The sequence below is a fragment of the Pseudoalteromonas sp. MIP2626 genome (assembly GCF_013414205.1).
Lineage (GTDB): Bacteria > Pseudomonadota > Gammaproteobacteria > Enterobacterales > Alteromonadaceae > Pseudoalteromonas > Pseudoalteromonas nigrifaciens.
This window is the reverse complement of record NZ_JAATTW010000022.1, coordinates 11,844-29,203: the sequence shown is the minus strand read 5'-3', so window position 1 is coordinate 29,203 and position 17,360 is coordinate 11,844. Positions and strand designations below refer to the sequence as shown.

General features: G+C 38.6%; 10 protein-coding genes and 5 tRNA genes. 11 read left to right on the top strand and 4 right to left on the bottom strand.

Annotation, left to right across the window (positions count from 1 at the left end; translation table 11 throughout):
* The first annotated feature begins 104 nt into the window (after positions 1–104).
* Entirely contained in the window at positions 105–2,423 is a 2,319-nt protein-coding gene (gene arcB / locus HC000_RS10760; protein WP_179807627.1) for an aerobic respiration two-component sensor histidine kinase ArcB, read from the top strand.
* A gap of 4 nt (positions 2,424–2,427) precedes the next feature.
* Here the strand turns inward: arcB and arcA are convergent, their stop codons facing one another.
* The 3 genes from arcA to trmB all read right to left on the bottom strand — a co-directional run bounded on the left by arcA (position 2,428) and on the right by trmB (position 5,745).
* Positions 2,428–3,144, bottom strand: coding sequence for a two-component system response regulator ArcA (gene arcA, locus HC000_RS10755; RefSeq protein WP_011327252.1), 717 nt, complete (start codon positions 3,142–3,144; stop codon positions 2,428–2,430).
* A gap of 760 nt (positions 3,145–3,904) precedes the next feature.
* Positions 3,905–4,930 carry a methyltransferase gene (locus HC000_RS10750; RefSeq protein ID WP_179807626.1) on the bottom strand — a complete coding sequence of 342 codons (1,026 nt, stop codon included), beginning with the start codon at positions 4,928–4,930 and terminating at the stop codon, positions 3,905–3,907.
* An 89-nt stretch (positions 4,931–5,019) separates the two neighbouring features.
* Positions 5,020–5,745, bottom strand: coding sequence for a tRNA (guanosine(46)-N7)-methyltransferase TrmB (trmB, locus tag HC000_RS10745; RefSeq protein ID WP_089367781.1), 726 nt, complete (start codon positions 5,743–5,745; stop codon positions 5,020–5,022).
* 174 nt (positions 5,746–5,919) lie between these two features.
* On the opposite strand from trmB, the gene mutY reads away from it, so the two are divergent.
* The gene (gene mutY / locus HC000_RS10740) at positions 5,920–6,981 is read left to right on the top strand and encodes an A/G-specific adenine glycosylase (protein ID WP_179807641.1); all 1,062 of its coding nucleotides are present in this window, start codon (positions 5,920–5,922) and stop codon (positions 6,979–6,981) included.
* A 34-nt stretch (positions 6,982–7,015) separates the two neighbouring features.
* Positions 7,016–7,288: an oxidative damage protection protein gene (locus tag HC000_RS10735; protein WP_011327256.1), complete on the top strand. Its 273-nt coding sequence runs from the start codon at positions 7,016–7,018 to the stop codon at positions 7,286–7,288.
* Positions 7,289–7,343: 55 nt separating this feature from the next.
* On the opposite strand, the gene HC000_RS10730 is transcribed toward HC000_RS10735, so the two are convergent.
* Positions 7,344–10,118, bottom strand: coding sequence for a hybrid sensor histidine kinase/response regulator (locus tag HC000_RS10730; RefSeq protein WP_179807625.1), 2,775 nt, complete (start codon positions 10,116–10,118; stop codon positions 7,344–7,346).
* A gap of 331 nt (positions 10,119–10,449) precedes the next feature.
* On the opposite strand from HC000_RS10730, the gene HC000_RS10725 reads away from it, so the two are divergent.
* The 8 genes from HC000_RS10725 (at position 10,450) to HC000_RS10690 (ending at position 17,358) form a co-directional block, all read left to right on the top strand.
* Positions 10,450–10,525, top strand: a tRNA-Phe gene (locus HC000_RS10725).
* A gap of 72 nt (positions 10,526–10,597) precedes the next feature.
* Positions 10,598–10,673: transfer RNA gene (locus tag HC000_RS10720), tRNA-Thr, on the top strand.
* A 145-nt stretch (positions 10,674–10,818) separates the two neighbouring features.
* Positions 10,819–10,894: transfer RNA gene (locus HC000_RS10715), tRNA-Phe, on the top strand.
* Between the two features lie 59 nt (positions 10,895–10,953).
* A tRNA-Thr gene (locus HC000_RS10710) sits at positions 10,954–11,029 on the top strand.
* 143 nt (positions 11,030–11,172) lie between these two features.
* Positions 11,173–11,248, top strand: a tRNA-Phe gene (locus HC000_RS10705).
* A 320-nt stretch (positions 11,249–11,568) separates the two neighbouring features.
* Positions 11,569–12,987, top strand: a complete 1,419-nt coding sequence (locus tag HC000_RS10700; protein ID WP_179807624.1) for an efflux transporter outer membrane subunit — start codon at positions 11,569–11,571, stop codon at positions 12,985–12,987.
* The gene (locus HC000_RS10695) at positions 12,977–14,278 is read left to right on the top strand and encodes an efflux RND transporter periplasmic adaptor subunit (protein WP_089367784.1); all 1,302 of its coding nucleotides are present in this window, start codon (positions 12,977–12,979) and stop codon (positions 14,276–14,278) included. Before HC000_RS10700 ends, HC000_RS10695 begins: the two co-directional genes overlap by 11 nt.
* Positions 14,275–17,358 carry an efflux RND transporter permease subunit gene (locus HC000_RS10690; protein WP_179807623.1) on the top strand — a complete coding sequence of 1,028 codons (3,084 nt, stop codon included), beginning with the start codon at positions 14,275–14,277 and terminating at the stop codon, positions 17,356–17,358. Before HC000_RS10695 ends, HC000_RS10690 begins: the two co-directional genes overlap by 4 nt.
* The last annotated feature ends 2 nt before the right edge of the window (positions 17,359–17,360 follow it).

Sequence of the window (17,360 nt, the reverse complement as noted above, 5' to 3'; positions counted from 1 at the left end):
AGTTTTTATCGCACAACATGAAAATAGCTGATAGAAAATGCTAAAATTAACCATAACATGCAATTTAAACCTTTTTGTAATTAAGCTAAGAGAAACACTGATATATGACCGATTCTTCTTTGAGCCCTTGGGCTCGAGTTCTTTCTAGTTTAATAACTCGGTTTGGTGAGTTTAAAACTGCAGCCATTTGCTATGCTTTGTTATTGGCAGTTTCGCTTGTTTTATCAAGTATGTTTTATTATGTTGCCGTTGGAGAAGTTAATCTTGTTGATATATTGGCAGTGGTATTTTTTACCTCTGTGGTATCGCCTCTGGTTATAAGCGTGCTAATAAATTCAATCAGGCAACTAGATGCCTCCTATGCATATTTAGACAGTGCGACAAAACAAGAACAGCTACTCAATCAAACATTAAAAGATAATATAAATCGCTTAAATGTAGAAATTGATGAGCGTAAAATGGCGTTCCATGCCAAGCACCGGGCAATAGAAGAGCTAAGAAAAGAAATTGCTGAGCGTAAAAAAACACAACAAGAGCTTGCCCAGCAAAGTATGCTACAGCGCTCAATAGTAGACTCCTCCCCCGATTTATTTTATTACCGCGACAACAACGGTGTGTTTGCTGGCTGTAATAAAATGTTTGAAGAAGTAATGGGTAAAACCAGTGACGAATTAATCGGTAAGAGTGCTGAACAAATATTTCCTAATCAATTTTTATCTGAAGTTTTAAAAACCGATAAACAGGTAGAGCAAACTCATCAAGCATTAACTATAGATGTTCAATACGATGTGGGCGGCGAAACGCGTTGGTTTGAATTACGTAAATTGCCATTTATTAACGATAAAGGTGAGTACATAGGTTTACTTGCATTTGGCCGTGATATTACGAGTCGTAAAGAGGCTGCAGAAGCACTTGAAACAGCCTACAAAGATAAAGGTAAGTTTATTGCCACTTTGAGCCATGAGTTGCGTACACCACTTAATGGCATTGTTGGTTTAACACGTATGTTGCTAGATACAGAGCTTAATAAACAGCAGCGTAGTTGGTGTAATACGGTGTTTTCGAGTGCCGAAACACTAGGTAATATATTTAACGACATTATAGATTTAGACAAAATAGACAGAGAGCAGTTAGATATTGCAACTAATGCTATAAACGTATCTGACTTTATTAATGATGTGGTTAACTTTGCAGGCCTAATTGCTGAACAAAAAGATCTTTCTTTTGATATTAAACGCTTAGGCATGCTAGATATTTATGCGCAACTAGATCCAACCCGACTTCGCCAAGTTGTTTGGAACTTAATAAATAATGCGGTTAAATTTACTCATAAGGGCAGTGTAACCCTCACCTGTATTCGTGAAAATCGAGATGATGGCCCTTGGCTTACCATGAAAATATCAGACACCGGAGAAGGCATACCAGCCGAACAGCTCTCTCGTATTTTTGATATGTATTATAAAGCGCCAGATCTTAAAGGCACCAATGCTATTGGTTCTGGCATTGGCTTAGCAGTAACCAAAGCCTTAGTTGATGCAATGCAGGGGATTATTTCGGTTAATAGTACCGAAGGCGAGGGGAGCTGCTTTATAGTAGAAATACCGTTAATTTTATGTAGCGCACCCACTGAGAATAGTTATGTAGGACGCAGCTTAAATATACTGTTAGTAGAAGATGTGCCGTTAAATGCCGAAATTGCGACTAACTTACTTGAACAGCGTGGTCATGAAGTTATTTGGGCTGAGACCGGCGAAGATGCATTGTCTTTTGTAGAAACTGAAGACGATTTAGATTTGATCTTACTTGATATGCAGTTACCCGATATAAACGGTGATGAAGTAGCAAGGCAAATAAGAGCCGATAGCCATTTTGATAAATTACCTATTGTAGCGCTTACCGCAAATGTGCGCAGTGCAGAGCAAGAGCTAGAGGGGATTTTAATCCAAGGAGCGCTCGCTAAGCCTATCAATACGGTAAAACTAGATAAAATATTAGCTGATTTATTTGGTATAAAACAAACAAGAAGTAATGAGCCACAATTAAAAGTAAGTGCAGCAGCGCTTGCTGACATTAATGCACATTTACTTGATGTTGAAACTATAGAAGACTTTGTAAACTCAATGGGTTTGGTGGTGTTTAAACGCAGTAGTCAGTTATTTGAAAAACTCAATCCCCAGTATCAGCAAGAGTTACTTACCTCGTTAAACTCAGGCGACAGAGAAGAATATAAATCAGTTGCACATAAGCTTAAAGGTGCTGCGGGATCTGTAGGCTTAAATGATGTGCAATTACATGCAAAAGTAATGGAGTATGGTGCGCTGAATGAATCTGACGAGGTATTAAAGCAGTGGTTAGATGTTTTAGCAGACAAAATAAATGAAGGACAACATGCCCTTCATTTATTCTTACAGCAATTAGAGTAACTAATTAGCTGTCGATTTTACCAATGAAGCGATAACCTTCACCATGAATGGTGCTGATCAACTCAGTTGTTGAGTTGTCGCTTTCAAAGTGCTTACGAATACGACGAATTGTAACATCAACTGTTCTATCGTTTGCACGTAGCTCACGGCCAGTCATGTGTTTAATTAATTGCTCACGGCTAAAAATACGACCTGGAGAGTCAAGCATTAAACGCAGTGCTCTGTATTCGCCTTTAGGTAGACGTTTTGCGTCTCCACCTGGAGAAGTAAGACAGCGACTGTTTTCGTCAAGTTCCCAACCGTTAAACGTAATTACACCATTTGTTTCAAGTGCAGACTCTTCACCACCTAGGGCAGTACGAGTAATTAAATTACGCGCACGAATAGTTAATTCGCGAGGATTAAACGGTTTAGTAATATAGTCATCAGCACCAATTTCTAGGCCTAAAATACGATCTACATCATTGTCACGGCCTGTTAAGAAAATAAGACCGACTTTGCGTTTTTGGCGTAACTCACGTGCTAAAATTAGCCCGTTTTTACCCGGTAGATTGATATCCATAACTACAAGATTGACGTCGTCATTATTTGTAAGCTTATCATGCATGTCATCGCCATCAATGGCTTCAATAACTTTGTAACCTTCAGCTTCAAATAAACTAACGAGGTTTAGTCTAGTTACGTCTTCATCCTCTACTATCAGAATGACTGGCGTTTGCATTTTTAATTAACCTTTTGGTGTGTTTTATTTATAAAAAAAACCGGTATAGTTTTATAAACCGATTACTAAAAGAGTATAGGATTATATCTAATTGTTAACAAGTAAAAACAATTAGAGAAAAACAGCAGGATCCGCACAGCCTACTTAAAAGGTATAGAGTAAAGCTACTGTTTAATTGATCTTTAAAATTGGATGCATATTTTGAATTATTAAAGTCAAAGCCATTTCCCTTTAGTAATTGATACATCCATCAATCAGGTAAAGATACTTAAAATAATCAGACTAATTCAAAACGAAATTATATCACTTTCCAACCTTTCATCAATGTATGTGATATCTTAAAAGCATTAAAGTTCAGAAAATATTTAACTTTAAGCAGTTAATTCACTAAATAATATAGTTGAATAACGAATGCTCTATTAATGAGGTCATAAAGTTAAAATTCAAGAGCATGCTTATAATTAATCAGTACGTTATTTAAGCTGTGGTGTTGTTGGTGAGTGTCGTTTTTACTTTAACTATAAAAGCTGTTTTACGCTCAGAGTTTACTTGGATATTACTTAACAGGTTTGCCAGCAGATAGACGGCTTGAAATAGTTCTCGTACCCTACCCTTATTTATTTGTTATAAAAAGGTCAAATACTTGATTTTACTATTCCCCTCAATATTTTGACTATTATTGCTAAGCGGTAAAAATTCAGGAGGGTAATTAATTTTATAAATAAGTTTGAGCACGTGAGGTGCTCAAACATGAGCATTATTAACTGCTGTAAACGGCAAACTTATTATTTTTAAACACGGTGTGATAGTTATCAAATTGTGCTTCTAAAATTGGCGGGTATTTTAAAAAGCTATTAGCAACAATATTCAACTTACCTGCTTTAGTTAGGTGCTGTTTAGCATTGGCTAAAAAGGTTTCAGCCACTGTGTAGTCGGTTGCAATACCGGTATGAAAAGGTGGGTTACTAATAATAAGATCGAACTTACCTGTAATGTTAGTAAGTCCATCACTTAAGAGGGCTTCGCCTTTAATGTTATTAAGCTTAAGGGTTTGCGTTGTTGCATAGATTGCCAAAGCGCTCACATCACTACAAACAAAGCTCAATGCCGGATTTTGCAGCCCTAAATAAGTTGCAATTAAGCCAGCGCCACAACCAAAATCGAGCACAGTACCTTGCTTAATAAACGGAGCGTTTTCAAGCAATATTTTAGTGCCAACATCTAAATTACCGTGATTAAATACCCCAGGAATACTGATAGCGGTAAATTCGCTATCGGCCACACTGACCGTAAATGGCTTATGATAATCGCTAATATTAAACTGACTAAGTTGTTTAAGCTCTGCAAATGAATATAAAACACAGTGCTTTGCTGAGTCTATTTTATTACTAAAATTAGCTTTATCAGTAAGCTGTTTTTCTATTGATTTAACACCACTCTTATTTTCGCCAACCACCAGTAACTCAGCATCTGCTGTAATTACTGCGCGTATATTATCAAGCGCCATAAGAACTTCAGGTTTTGATTTTGGATAGTAAAGAATCACTAAATCAAAGTCGTTACCGCTAATACAGTGGTTTACACATACATCAACGCCGGGTGTGTTTTTGGCAAATTCGCCATTAGCATGATTGTAGCTAAAGGCGGTTATTTTACTCTCAGGGTTGCGCTTTTTAAGCTCGGCTAAAAAGCCATCTTGAACAAAGTTGACCACCAATATAGATTTCCCAACTAACTTTTCGCTATTGCGAAGTAACAGTAGGCTTGGATTGGTTAATACGCTCATAAATGGCTTTACCTTACAGATTATATAATTTACAGAGTTATGTACTTAACCTAAATGTTGGTTAAGGTATTTATTATCCGAAATACAGATTACTTAGTGCGTTCAAACATTAAGTCCCACACACCATGACCTAAACGATGGCCGCGTTGCTCAAACTTGGTTAACGGGCGTAAATCAGGGCGTGGTACGTAGTCGTTTGTTGCTGACTGGTTTTTAAAGCCAGGCGCAGCTTGCATTACTTCAAGCATATGCTCAGCATAATTTTCCCAGTCGGTAGCCATATGAAAAACACCGCCCATTTTTAACTGTGAACGTAATTTTTCAACAAACTCGCCTTGTACAATACGGCGTTTATGGTGACGCTTTTTATGCCAAGGATCAGGGAAAAACAATTGTAAGGTTGTTAAACTTTCATCTGCTATACAATCGGCTAAAACTTCAACCGCATCGTGTTCAAAAATACGCAGATTAGTAATACCCGCTTCATCAGCATCCATTAAACAAGCACCAACGCCTGGGCGGTGTACTTCTATGCCAATAAAGTTTAAATGCGGGGCATTTTTTGCCATTTCAACCAGTGATTTGCCCATACCAAAACCAATTTCTAGCACTACATCATTGTTATTGCCAAAAACTTCGCTTAAATCAAGCATGCCATTTTTATGCTCTAAGCCCATTATTGGCCAGCATTTTTCGATAGCGGCAGCTTGGCCTTTGGTTAAACGACCTTCGCGCTTTACAAAACTACGAATAGTGCGGATATACTTACCTTCTTGCTTTGCTTGCTCAAGATTAGTGTTACTTGATTCACTCATATTATTGGCCTGACAAAAATAACTGGTTTAAAAAATGGTTGCGTATTATCCCTGACCAAGCCATGGATAACAAGCTCTAGCTGATTTTACTAGGTGTATAGAGGCGCTATAGCTTGATCTTTTCACTAACTGCAATAAACTGAGCCGCCATTGAGCATAAGTAAAAAGTAAACTATTTTGGATTTAAATAAACAGCAGTCTGATTGGTTTTCTAACCAAGTGGTTGATTGGTATCATCTTCATGGTAGAAAAACGCTGCCGTGGCAGTTAGCAAAAACACCCTATAAAGTATGGGTGTCTGAAGTGATGTTACAACAAACTCAAGTAGTGACCGTTATCCCTTATTTTGAAAGGTTTATGCAAAGCTTTCCCGATATTATTGCTTTAGCTAACGCCGATGAAGATCAGGTGCTGCATCACTGGACTGGTTTAGGGTATTACGCAAGGGCACGTAACTTACATAAAACAGCTAAAATAGTTCGTGACAAGTATCAGGGGCAGTTTCCTACAACGCTTGAAGAGGTTATTGATTTACCCGGAATAGGGCGCTCTACAGCCGGTGCAGTGTTATCACTTTCACTTGGGCAGCATCACCCCATACTCGATGGTAATGTTAAACGAGTATTAGCACGTTTTTTTATGGTTGAAGGCTGGTATGGTGTTAAAAAAGTCGAAAGCCAACTTTGGCATTTGAGCGAGCAGCTAACGCCTAAAAATAACGTAACCGAGTTTAATCAAGCTATGATGGATTTAGGCTCTAGCTTATGTTCGCGTAGTCGTTTTGACTGCCCTGCATGTCCGTTAAGTAGCCGCTGTGGTGCATTTAAAACGCAGCAGGTAAAAACATTCCCACACTCAAAACCTAAAAAAGCAGTGCCGAAAAAAAGCTGCCATCAGTTAATTATTAAACATGATGAAAAAGTGCTCATGGAAAAACGGCCTAACTCAGGAATATGGGGCGGGTTGTTTGGCTTTTTTGAGTTTAATGAATTGAGCGAACTAGAGGTGTTTATAGCGCAGCAAGGGCTAACAGCTGACTTAGTGGCGCTTGAACCCTTTACCCATATATTTTCGCACTTTGAACTTACTATTAATCCACATGTGCTAAATGTAGTACAAATTCCAGATGTAATTAACGACCGACAATTAGTTTGGTACCCACTAGATCAGTCAATTGAGGTGGGTTTAGCAGCACCAACTAAAAAGTTGGTTAAACAAATTGCACCAATAGGTTAGACTTGTTTATAACTATCGCTAAAGAGAATTAATTATGGCACGTACAGTATTTTGTCAAAAGTTACAAAAAGAAGCTGAAGGGCTTGGATTTCAATTATATCCTGGCGAAATAGGCGAAAAAATCTTTAACAATATCTCTAAAGAGGCTTGGGCGCAGTGGCAGCACAAGCAAACAATGCTGATTAACGAAAAGCATTTAAATATGATGGACCCAGAGCATCGTAGCTTTTTAGAGCAGCAAATGGTTGGTTTTTTGTTTGAAAACAAAGAAGTAGAAATTGAAGGCTACAAACCACCAGAAAAGTAATTGTTATGTGGAATAAAAAAAGGGCTAAATAGCCCTTTTTTTATACCTAAATTAATTAACTCGGTTGTTCTTGCTGCTCGGCACTTTTAATTTGCTCTTTTAAAAATTGAGCAGCTTTAGAATATTCAATTTCTAATTGATCTCTTAAATCAATTAACTTATCGCTGTTTAGTTCATCTGTTTTACATTGCTCTTCAAACACGACGGCCAGTTCAGCGACGCGATGCGCCCCAATGGTTTTAGATATAGACTTTAATTGATGACACCCCTCAAGAATCTCATTAACGTTGCTTTGCATAACACCAAAGTTAATCGACTTTATTAGCTCTTGGCTTTGCTCTAAATACATTTTAAAAAAACGTATTTTCTTCGCGTCATCGCCATTAATGTATTTAGCTACTGAATCCATATCTATTGGCATTGCTGGCTTTTGATGTGGTATGTCTATGCTCTTGTGATTACTTTTTTCATTCCAGCGTATTAGTGTATTTTCTAAAACGTTAAGCTCAACCGGCTTAGTAATAAAGTCGTTAATACCAACAGCTAAACAGCGTTCTTTTTCACCTTTTAAAGAGTTGGCTGTCACGGCTATTATATAAGGCTGTGAAATAACCGAACCTAGCATTTCGGCCTCATTGCGGATTTTTTCGACCATATCGCAGCCCGACATTATCGGCATATGTAAATCGGTTAAAATGAGCGAATAGTTACCTTTTCGCCACATATTAATCCCTTCCTCACCGTTATTAGCTACTTCAACACCGTAACCTAAGATGTGCAGTTGATCAGTTATAACTTGCTGATTCAAAATGTTATCTTCAACTAACAAAATAAGCTTGTTAGCGGCTAAAGCTTGCTCTGTAGTTAAATGGTTATCGTATGCTATGTTTTTTTTAATGTGCTTAGGCTGATGTAAACCTGCAGCTACAAGTATTGATAGCATAAAGTTAGACTTACATAATGGCGTTGCGTTAATATAAAAAATATTTTTATGATTAATAGCTGCATCATCTAGCTTGCTTAAAACGACAACCTGCTGATTATTATCCTCTAAAGAGTAAAGTAAACGCCTTAAAAATGCATTTATGCTGTCCATATTATCAATACCATCAACAACCCAAATGATATCTTTAGCATCGTGCAGAGACTCAATTTCTTGCTCGTTATGCACATAGGTTATTTTAGCGCCCATAAATGATAAATAACGATAGATTACTTTTTCACGGTCAACATTATTGCTTACTACAACAATATGCCTGCCATCTAAGCTATTTTTATGTGCGAACTTAATTTTTCCTGAGGTACTAAATGGCAGTTCTACAGTGAACTCACTGCCTATACCAATATTACTATTAACCGATATAGTACCTAACATTAACTCGGTTAAACTTTTACAAATTGACAAGCCAAGGCCGGTTCCACCGTATTCTCTGGTTATTGAGCTTTCCGCTTGAATAAACGGATTAAATATTTCTCTTAATTGCGCTTGGCTCATGCCTTTACCATTATCGGTTACACAAAAACGTAAAGTGAAGTGCTCTGCAGTGTTGTGAGCTACCTCTACAGATATATTAACCTGCCCCTTATGCGACTCAGTTGTACTCGTAAACTTAATCGCATTACTGCATAGGTTATATAGTATCTGACGTACTCGAGTGTTATCACCAATAAGGTTAATAGGGATATCAGGAGCAATTGATAGGTTTAAATCGAGATCGCGGTGCTTGGCTATAGAAGAAAGTACGCGCACCACCTCTTCAATCGTATCGGTGACAGAAAATGGGATAGGGTCAATATTAAGTTTACCAGCTTCAATTTTAGAAAAATCTAAAATGTCGTCCAAAATACTCAGTAAAGAAAATGCAGATTCACGAATAATAGTACTAAGACGATATTGTGAGCCGTCTAAATTTGTTTGGCGCAGTAAATCTATAGTCCCTATAACGCCATTCATAGGGGTTCTAATTTCATGGCTCATAGTCGCTAAAAAGGTTGTTTTAGTTTCACTCGCTTTTTGCGCATTTAAAGTTTCTTTTTCAAGTGCAAGGGTTCGAGTTTGCACTTCAATTTCGAGATTGTTTTGCAGTTTTTGTAATTCTTTTTGAGTTTTTTCATTCTCAGATAAAGCTGCCTGTACTTTTTTTAATAAAAAATTAATATTTAGTGCAATCACATTCAAGCCATTGCCTAACTGTTCATTTACAGTGCTGTTAAAATTACTGCTATCAGTTATAGCCTGTAATTCTTCGCTGAGTAAGCCCGTACTCTTACGTAAACGGTTATTAATATATTGATTTAATAGCAGCGCTAATACAAATAATGTAATAACCGCTATACAGGCCATAAAATAGGCGCTCAATAATGACGTTTGTTTAGTTAATGTAGGTGGGGATTTTTTTTGCTTTAAAATAAGCTCGCCAATAGGTTGATCGTTAAGCGTTAAAACCTTATGCAGTACACCTTGATCAACTAAGTGCTCGTTAAGTTTAATAGCAGCAATTGCAGGTTTGTTAGTGCTATACACTAGCTCAGTTTGTGCTGTAGCGCTAAAGCGATAGAGCGTGTATTCAAAATTGTCACTAAATATAGAGGTAAGTTCAAGCAGCTCTTGCACTTTACCTTGTCCGTAAATGGTTAAAGCGTCGACAAGAGGTGCTTCTAGCTTGTTAGCCAGTGAAGTAATATCAATAAGCGGTGTGCTTTTTTTAGTACTTGCTTCACTTTGAGAATAAAGTGAAAAGGCAATTATAAATAGTATGGTTATAATTACATTACTTAATAAAAAAAGAGGTAACAAACCTTTTATCACTGAAGAGAACTTACTCTGCATGGATTTTTCCTAATTGGTATATTAATAACACGGTAAGCCTTTACCGTACTTTGAATAGAACGATGTAAAAAATACACAATAATATTAGCATAGTTTAAGTTAAAGTTATGATGCTACTTTTTGCTGGTTTGTAGTATAAATGAGCGGTATTAATTAAAAAAGTCCCGAGTTGCATAAAAACCGTGCAAACAGTTATTAAGAATGAAAAAAAAGTTGACTTGTATCGGTAAAACTCGTTTAATACGCCGCACGCCCAGATAGCTCAGTCGGTAGAGCTCAGTGGGAATTGTATTGAAAATCCTTGTGAAGGGTTTTATTAAAACCGAGTATTGCCCAGATAGCTCAGTCGGTAGAGCAGAGGATTGAAAATCCTCGTGTCCGTGGTTCGATTCCGCGTCTGGGCACCATTATTAAATAATAGTGTTTGAAATCAAAGATATTAAACAGTATTATGCGTGCCTTAGCACACAGTTTTGTGTGCCGACTTAGCTCAGCTGGTAGAGCAACTGACTTGTAATCAGTAGGTCAACCGTTCGACTCGGTTAGTCGGCACCATTTATAATGTAATTTGAAAAGAAAAGCTGTAATCAGTAATATGTTCAAGTTACCTGTCGACTTAGTTGATCGGCACTATTTATTTACTAAATTAGTTTAGTATAAAGTTAGCTTAGAATATTTAGTTAACTCGCACAGTTTATGTGCCTCGATAGCTCAGTCGGTAGAGCAGAGGATTGAAAATCCTCGTGTCCGTGGTTCGATTCCGCGTCGAGGCACCATTTATTAAAAGTTATCAATCTTTAAAATTGATAAAGTGCCTTAGCACACAGTTTTGTGTGCCGACTTAGCTCAGCTGGTAGAGCAACTGACTTGTAATCAGTAGGTCAACCGTTCGACTCGGTTAGTCGGCACCATTTATAATGTAATTTGAAAAGAAAGCTGTAATCAGTAGTCTGTTCAAGTTACCGTCGACTCGGTTAGTCGGCACTATTTATTTACTAAATTAGTTTAGTATAAAGTTAACTTAGAATATTTAGTTAACTCGCACAGTTTATGTGCCTCGATAGCTCAGTCGGTAGAGCAGAGGATTGAAAATCCTCGTGTCCGTGGTTCGATTCCGCGTCGAGGCACCATTTATTAAAAACCTCACTCTTGTGAGGTTTTTTGTTTTTACGGTATTATTTTTCCCTGCAGGCCATTCTATACAGCTTAAAATTGTTCCAGAAAATTTTAAGCTCATACACTACTTACCAACCCCTTAATTATATAAACCTGCTTATAGTTACTTTCAACTTTACAGTTAATGAACTTAGTGATCATTAATACCGAAATAGAGTATAAATAGTTATCCGATAGTTTATGGCTAATTATGTAATGTTATGTAAAGTAAGTTGAGCGTTTTAGTTCAAAGTGCTTGAATTACATTATAAATAGCAGTAATTCAGGTTTAATTATGATTTGGCAACAATACCAGCCAACTTTATTGGCACTCAGTATTGTGCTGCTCAGCGGCTGTGCGAGCAATATAAATTCACAGCAGCGCGAACAAGCACCCAGTAATGTACCGCAGCAATGGCAACAAAAAACCTCTGCGCCGGTATTACACGTACAACAGCAATGGCTTACACAATTACAAAATCCACAGTTAAATCAATTTGTGGAGCAGGCACTTAAAAATAACCAGCAGCTTTTACAAAGTAGTTACGATGTGGCGATCCAAAAGCAGCAGTTAATTGTGTCGGGCGCTGCATTGTGGCCAACCTTGGACTTATCTGCGCGTACTAGCCGCAGTAAGAATAACCGCCCAATTAGTTATAATAATGCAAGTTCAGTGAGCTTGAATTTAGGTTACGAAGTTGATTTATGGGGCAAGCTGTCAGATTTTAATCGCCAAGCTAATTTAAACTACTTAGCGCAACAGGCGCGCTTTGAACAAGCCAAACAACAGCTAGTTGCCGATGTAGTAAAGGGCTGGTTTGATGTAGTAACCGCAAAGCAATTACTTGATTTATATAAGCGCCGAGAAGCCAATGCTTTGCAAAATCTTGATATTATAGAGTCAGGTTATCGTCAAGGATTAAACGAAGCACTCGATGTTTATTTAGCTCGCAACGAGCTAAATAATGAGCGTTCACGTATTGCTACTCAGCAAGCTAGCTTATTAACTACAGCAAGAGTACTTGAGCGTTTATTGGGAGATTATCCAAAAGGAATTATCTCGGCAAATAATGACCTACCAGTTATCAATACCGACATTCCACTAGGTTTACCCTCAGAGTTAATTACCCGAAAGCCAACATTACGTGCAAATTGGTATCAGCTTTTAGCAAGTGATGCAAACTTGGCTTATGCCCATAAGCAACGTTTTCCAAGTTTAAATTTAACGGCAAGTTTAAGTGATACTACTGATAGAGTAAGTGATTTGTTTTCGCCATCTAGCCTAGCATGGTCATTACTTGGCAGTATTTCAGCGCCTATTTTTAATGGCGGCCGGTTAAAAGCGAATGAAGAAATTGCGCGTTTAAATAGCCAAAAACAAGAGCAGCAGTATTTACAAACACTTTACGATGCTTTTAGCGACGTAGAAAATGCGATTACGCTACAGCAATCACTTAAAGCGCAATATACAAGCACGCTAGAAGCACAAGAAAATGCCCTTGCTGCCGAGCAATTATCGTTTGAGCAATATCAAAGTGGCTTGGTTAGCTACACTACAGTGCTTGATGCACAAGGACGCTCGTTCGATGCTCAAAGCTCCTTAATTAGTATTAAAAATCAATTGATAGCAAACCGAGTTAATTTACACCTTGCCCTTGGTGGCGATTTTGCAAACACTTCAACCGAACTACAGAGTAATAGCAATGAAAACTAAAACAGCAAAAATTATTATTCCAATCGCGGTTATTATTGCCACTATTTTAATCGTCATGTTTATTAAAGGTAACCCGCCAGAAGCTAATCGCTTTGGTGCACCACCAAAAGCATCAATTAATGTAGCAGTTCAAATGTTGCAGCCGCAAAACTATCAAGTGATGGTAGACAGCTACGGCACAGTAAAACCACGTACACAAAGCTTATTAGTTGCTCAAGCATCGGGTTTAATTATAAATATAAGCGATGACTTTAGAGAAGGTGGTTTTTTTAAAAAAGGTGCGGTACTAATCCAACTCGACGATAGAGACTATCAAGCAGAGGTTAAATCGGCACAGGCTAACTTATTAACAGCAAAGCAAGGCCTTTTAGAAGAACAAGCCCGCGGGCAGCAGGCTATTACAGATTGGCAGCGTTTAGGTAATGATAAACCTGCAAGTAGCTTGGTGCTACGTGAGCCACAATTAGCTGCAGCACAAGCACAAGTATTATCGGCGCAAGCAACACTTGAAAAAGCCAAGTTAAACTTAGAACGTACCCAAATAATAGCGCCTTTTGCAGGACGAGTACTTAGTCGTAATGTAGATTTAGGCCAAGTTGTTAGCAACAATACTCAGCTCGCTACTATTTACGCAATAGACAGCGTAGAGATTCGGTTGCCAATAAAAAACAAAGACCTACCTTTTATTAATTTACCTGAGCAGTACCGCGACGGTGCTAAAAACCAGGCCGGATCCGTGATTAAATTTAGCTCTGATTTAGTTGGTGAGCAAACATGGCAAGGGCAGTTGGCGCGTACCGAAGGTGCTATTGATGAAAGTGCACAGCAACTCTACGTGGTTGCTAAAATTAATGACCCTTATAAAGCAACACAAAGTAATCAATACCCAATAAAAATAGGGCAATACGTTAAAGCGCAGATCACCGGAAAAACAGTTTCTGATGCACTTATTATTGCAAATAGCACTATTTATCAGGGGTCTTACGTTTATATTGTTGAGCAGGGAGTATTAAAGCGTAAAGATATAACGCTTGCATGGCAAAATGCCGCTTTTGCAATGATAAAAACCGGCTTAAAAGCAGGTGATAAACTTGTTATTACGCCACTGGGGCAAGTTAGTTCGGGTACACAAGTGAATATTTTAGGCGAAGATAATAAAGCGACTAAACCACAAAGTATGAAGCAACGCCCAACAGCAGAGCAATTAGCACAACAAGCAAAAGAGCAAGGCATTAGTGTTGCAGAGCTAGTAAAAAAACGTCGCGCAGCAAAGCAAGGAGATAAGCCATGATTGCTTGGTTTACCAAAAACCATGTTGCTGCCAATTTATTGTTAGTAACTTTGTTGCTGTCTGGGCTGTTTAGTTTATCGACGAAAATACCGATCGAAGTATTTCCTTCGTTTGAAACCGATATGATCAGCATTCAGGTTAGTTTACGTGGCGCGACGCCAGAGGATGTTGAGCAAGGTGTCACTATACGTATAGAGGAGTCTGTACAAGATTTAGAGGGTATAAAGCAAATATTTAGCCGCTCATCTGAAGGTTCGGGCTCTGTCACTGTTGAAGTGGAAAGCGGCTACGATCCTCGAGAGTTGCTCGCTGATATAAAAAGCCGTGTTGATGCTATTAATACCTTTCCTGGGGATGCTGAAAAACCCATCGTTGCTCTAGCTGAGCGAAAACGAGAGGTTATAGCGGTAACTGTATCTAGTGATTATGGCGAAAAAGAAACTCGCGAGTATGCAGAGCAAGTACGCGATCAAATATTACGTTTACCCAGTGTAACGCAGGTTGAGTTAAGTGGCGTGCGCGACTACGAACTGGCTATTGAAGTAAGCCAAGATACATTGCGCCAATATGACTTAACACTGGCGCAAATTTCTAATGCGGTTGCTAACTCAAGCTCAGACATTTCTGCGGGTAACTTAAAAACCCAAGGTGGCGATGTACTTATTAGCTCAAAAGGACAAGCATACCGAAAAGATGAATTTGCCAGCATAGTGGTTAAAAACCAAAGCGACGGTACTATTATTCGCTTAGGTGATATAGCCACAATTAATGACGGCTTTGAAGAAACCCCAGTGCGTACACGTTTTAACGGAAAACAAGCCGCTTTTATCGACGTATACCGAATAGGCCCACAAAGTGCAATTACTGTTGCCGATGAAGTAAAAGCTTATATAAATGCCCAGCAACCTTCATTGCCGCAAGGTTTTGCATTAAGTTATTGGGATGACGACTCAGAGCTAGTTAAAAGCCGTATTGCCACACTCACCACTAACGCTTTGCAAGGCGGTATTTTAGTGCTGGCACTGCTAACCTTATTTTTACGCCCAGCTATCGCATTTTGGGTGTTTATTGGTATTCCGGTGTCGTTCATGGGGGCATTTATTGCTATGCCTATTTTTGGCGTAACGCTTAATGTAATGAGCTTGTTTGGTTTTATTTTAGTACTCGGTATTGTGGTTGATGATGCCATAGTCACCGGAGAGAACGTTTACACCCATTTAAAAACAGCCGAATCGGGCGAACAAGCTGCCATATTAGGTACCCAAGAAGTAGCAACGCCAGTGACTTTTGGTGTATTAACCACGGTAGCGGCCTTTTTGCCATTAGCCTTTATTGAAGGTGCACGCGGGGCATTATTTGCACAAATTCCGGTGGTGGTTATTCCGGTATTATTGTTTTCTTTAATTGAATCTAAATTTGTTTTACCTGCACATTTAAAATATATAAAGCTACGTCACCAAAAAGGTAAGCAATCAAAGTTTGATCTGCTACAGCAACGTTTTGCTGATGGCTTTGAAAGTGCGATTTTAAAATATTATCAACCTATTCTTAATTTAGCTCTGCGCCATAAACTGGCAACGGTGAGCTTATTTGTTGGCGTGTTTTTAATTATTTTAACTATGATCACCAGTGGTTGGACTAAGTTTGTATTTTTTCCACGTATTCCCAGCGAAACCGTACGGGTAAACTTAACCCTGCCTGCTGGCACACCGTTTGAAGTAACTAATAAATATGTGATTGATATGTCGCAAAAGGCCCAGCAATTGCAAGAAAAATACCGTGACCCTGATACGGGTGAGAGCGTTATTTTAAATATTTTAGCAACAACGGGCGGGCGCGGCGGAGTATCTAACTCAGGCGCAGTACGCTTTGAAATTACCCCAGCTGAAAAACGTGATTCAGATATAGGCTCACGCGAGCTTGCCAGTGAATGGCGCGAATTAATTGGCGTTATTCCCGGCGCTGAAAGTCTCACCTTTAGAGCCGAAATAGGTCGTAGTTCAGATCCAATAGATGTGCAGCTTAGCGGTACATCGTTAAAGGTTTTACAAGACGTGGCAGATCATATTAAAACGCGTTTATCGACCTACCCAACTGTATTCGATATTGCCGATAGTATGTCTGATGGTAAAGAAGAGTTACAAATAGAGCTTACAGAGCAAGGCTTAGCGCTGGGTTTAAATAGAGTAAATGTAGCAGGGCAAGTGCGTAACTCGTTTTTTGGCTCGCAAGTACAAAGGATCCAACGTGGGCGAGACGATGTGCGCGTAATGGTACGTTTGCCTATTGATGAAAGACGCTCGGTAGCCGACTTACAAAATATACTCATAAACACACCTGCCGGTGGCTCAGTGCCTTTATCGCATGTGGCTATTTTAATTACAGGGCAAAGCCCGTCTACTATCAATCGAATCGATCGTTACCGTACTTTAAATGTGACCGCCGATATAGAAAAAAGCAACACTAACATGACCATACTCCAAGCTGATTTATCCCAGTATTTGGATGAGCTAATGCAGCAATACCCAGGAGTTGATTATGCATTAGAAGGAGAAGCAAAAGAGCAAAGAGAGTCGTTTGGTTCACTTGCTTGGGCGTTAGTATTTGTATTTTTTATTATTTATGCGCTATTAGCGATACCGTTTAAATCGTATTTACAGCCATTAATAGTAATGAGTGTTATACCCTTTGGCATGATAGGCGCTGTAGTAGGGCATTGGATCATGGGAATGGAATTAACCATTATGAGCTTGCTTGGCATGCTAGCATTAATTGGCGTAGTGGTTAATGACTCGCTGGTATTAGTTGACTATATTAATAAAAAACGCACAGAAGGGATTGAATTAATTGAGGTAGTTAAACTTGCCGGCGCGTCACGTTTTCGCCCAGTTATGCTAACTAGCTTAACCACTTTTATAGGATTAATGCCGTTATTATTTGAAAAAGCGACTCAAGCGCAATTTTTAATTCCTATGGCTGTGAGCTTAGGCTTTGGAATTATATTCGCCACCTTCATTACTTTATTGCTAGTACCGGTAAATTATATGCTCATGGGGCGTTTTCAGGGTTGGTTTAAGTAAAT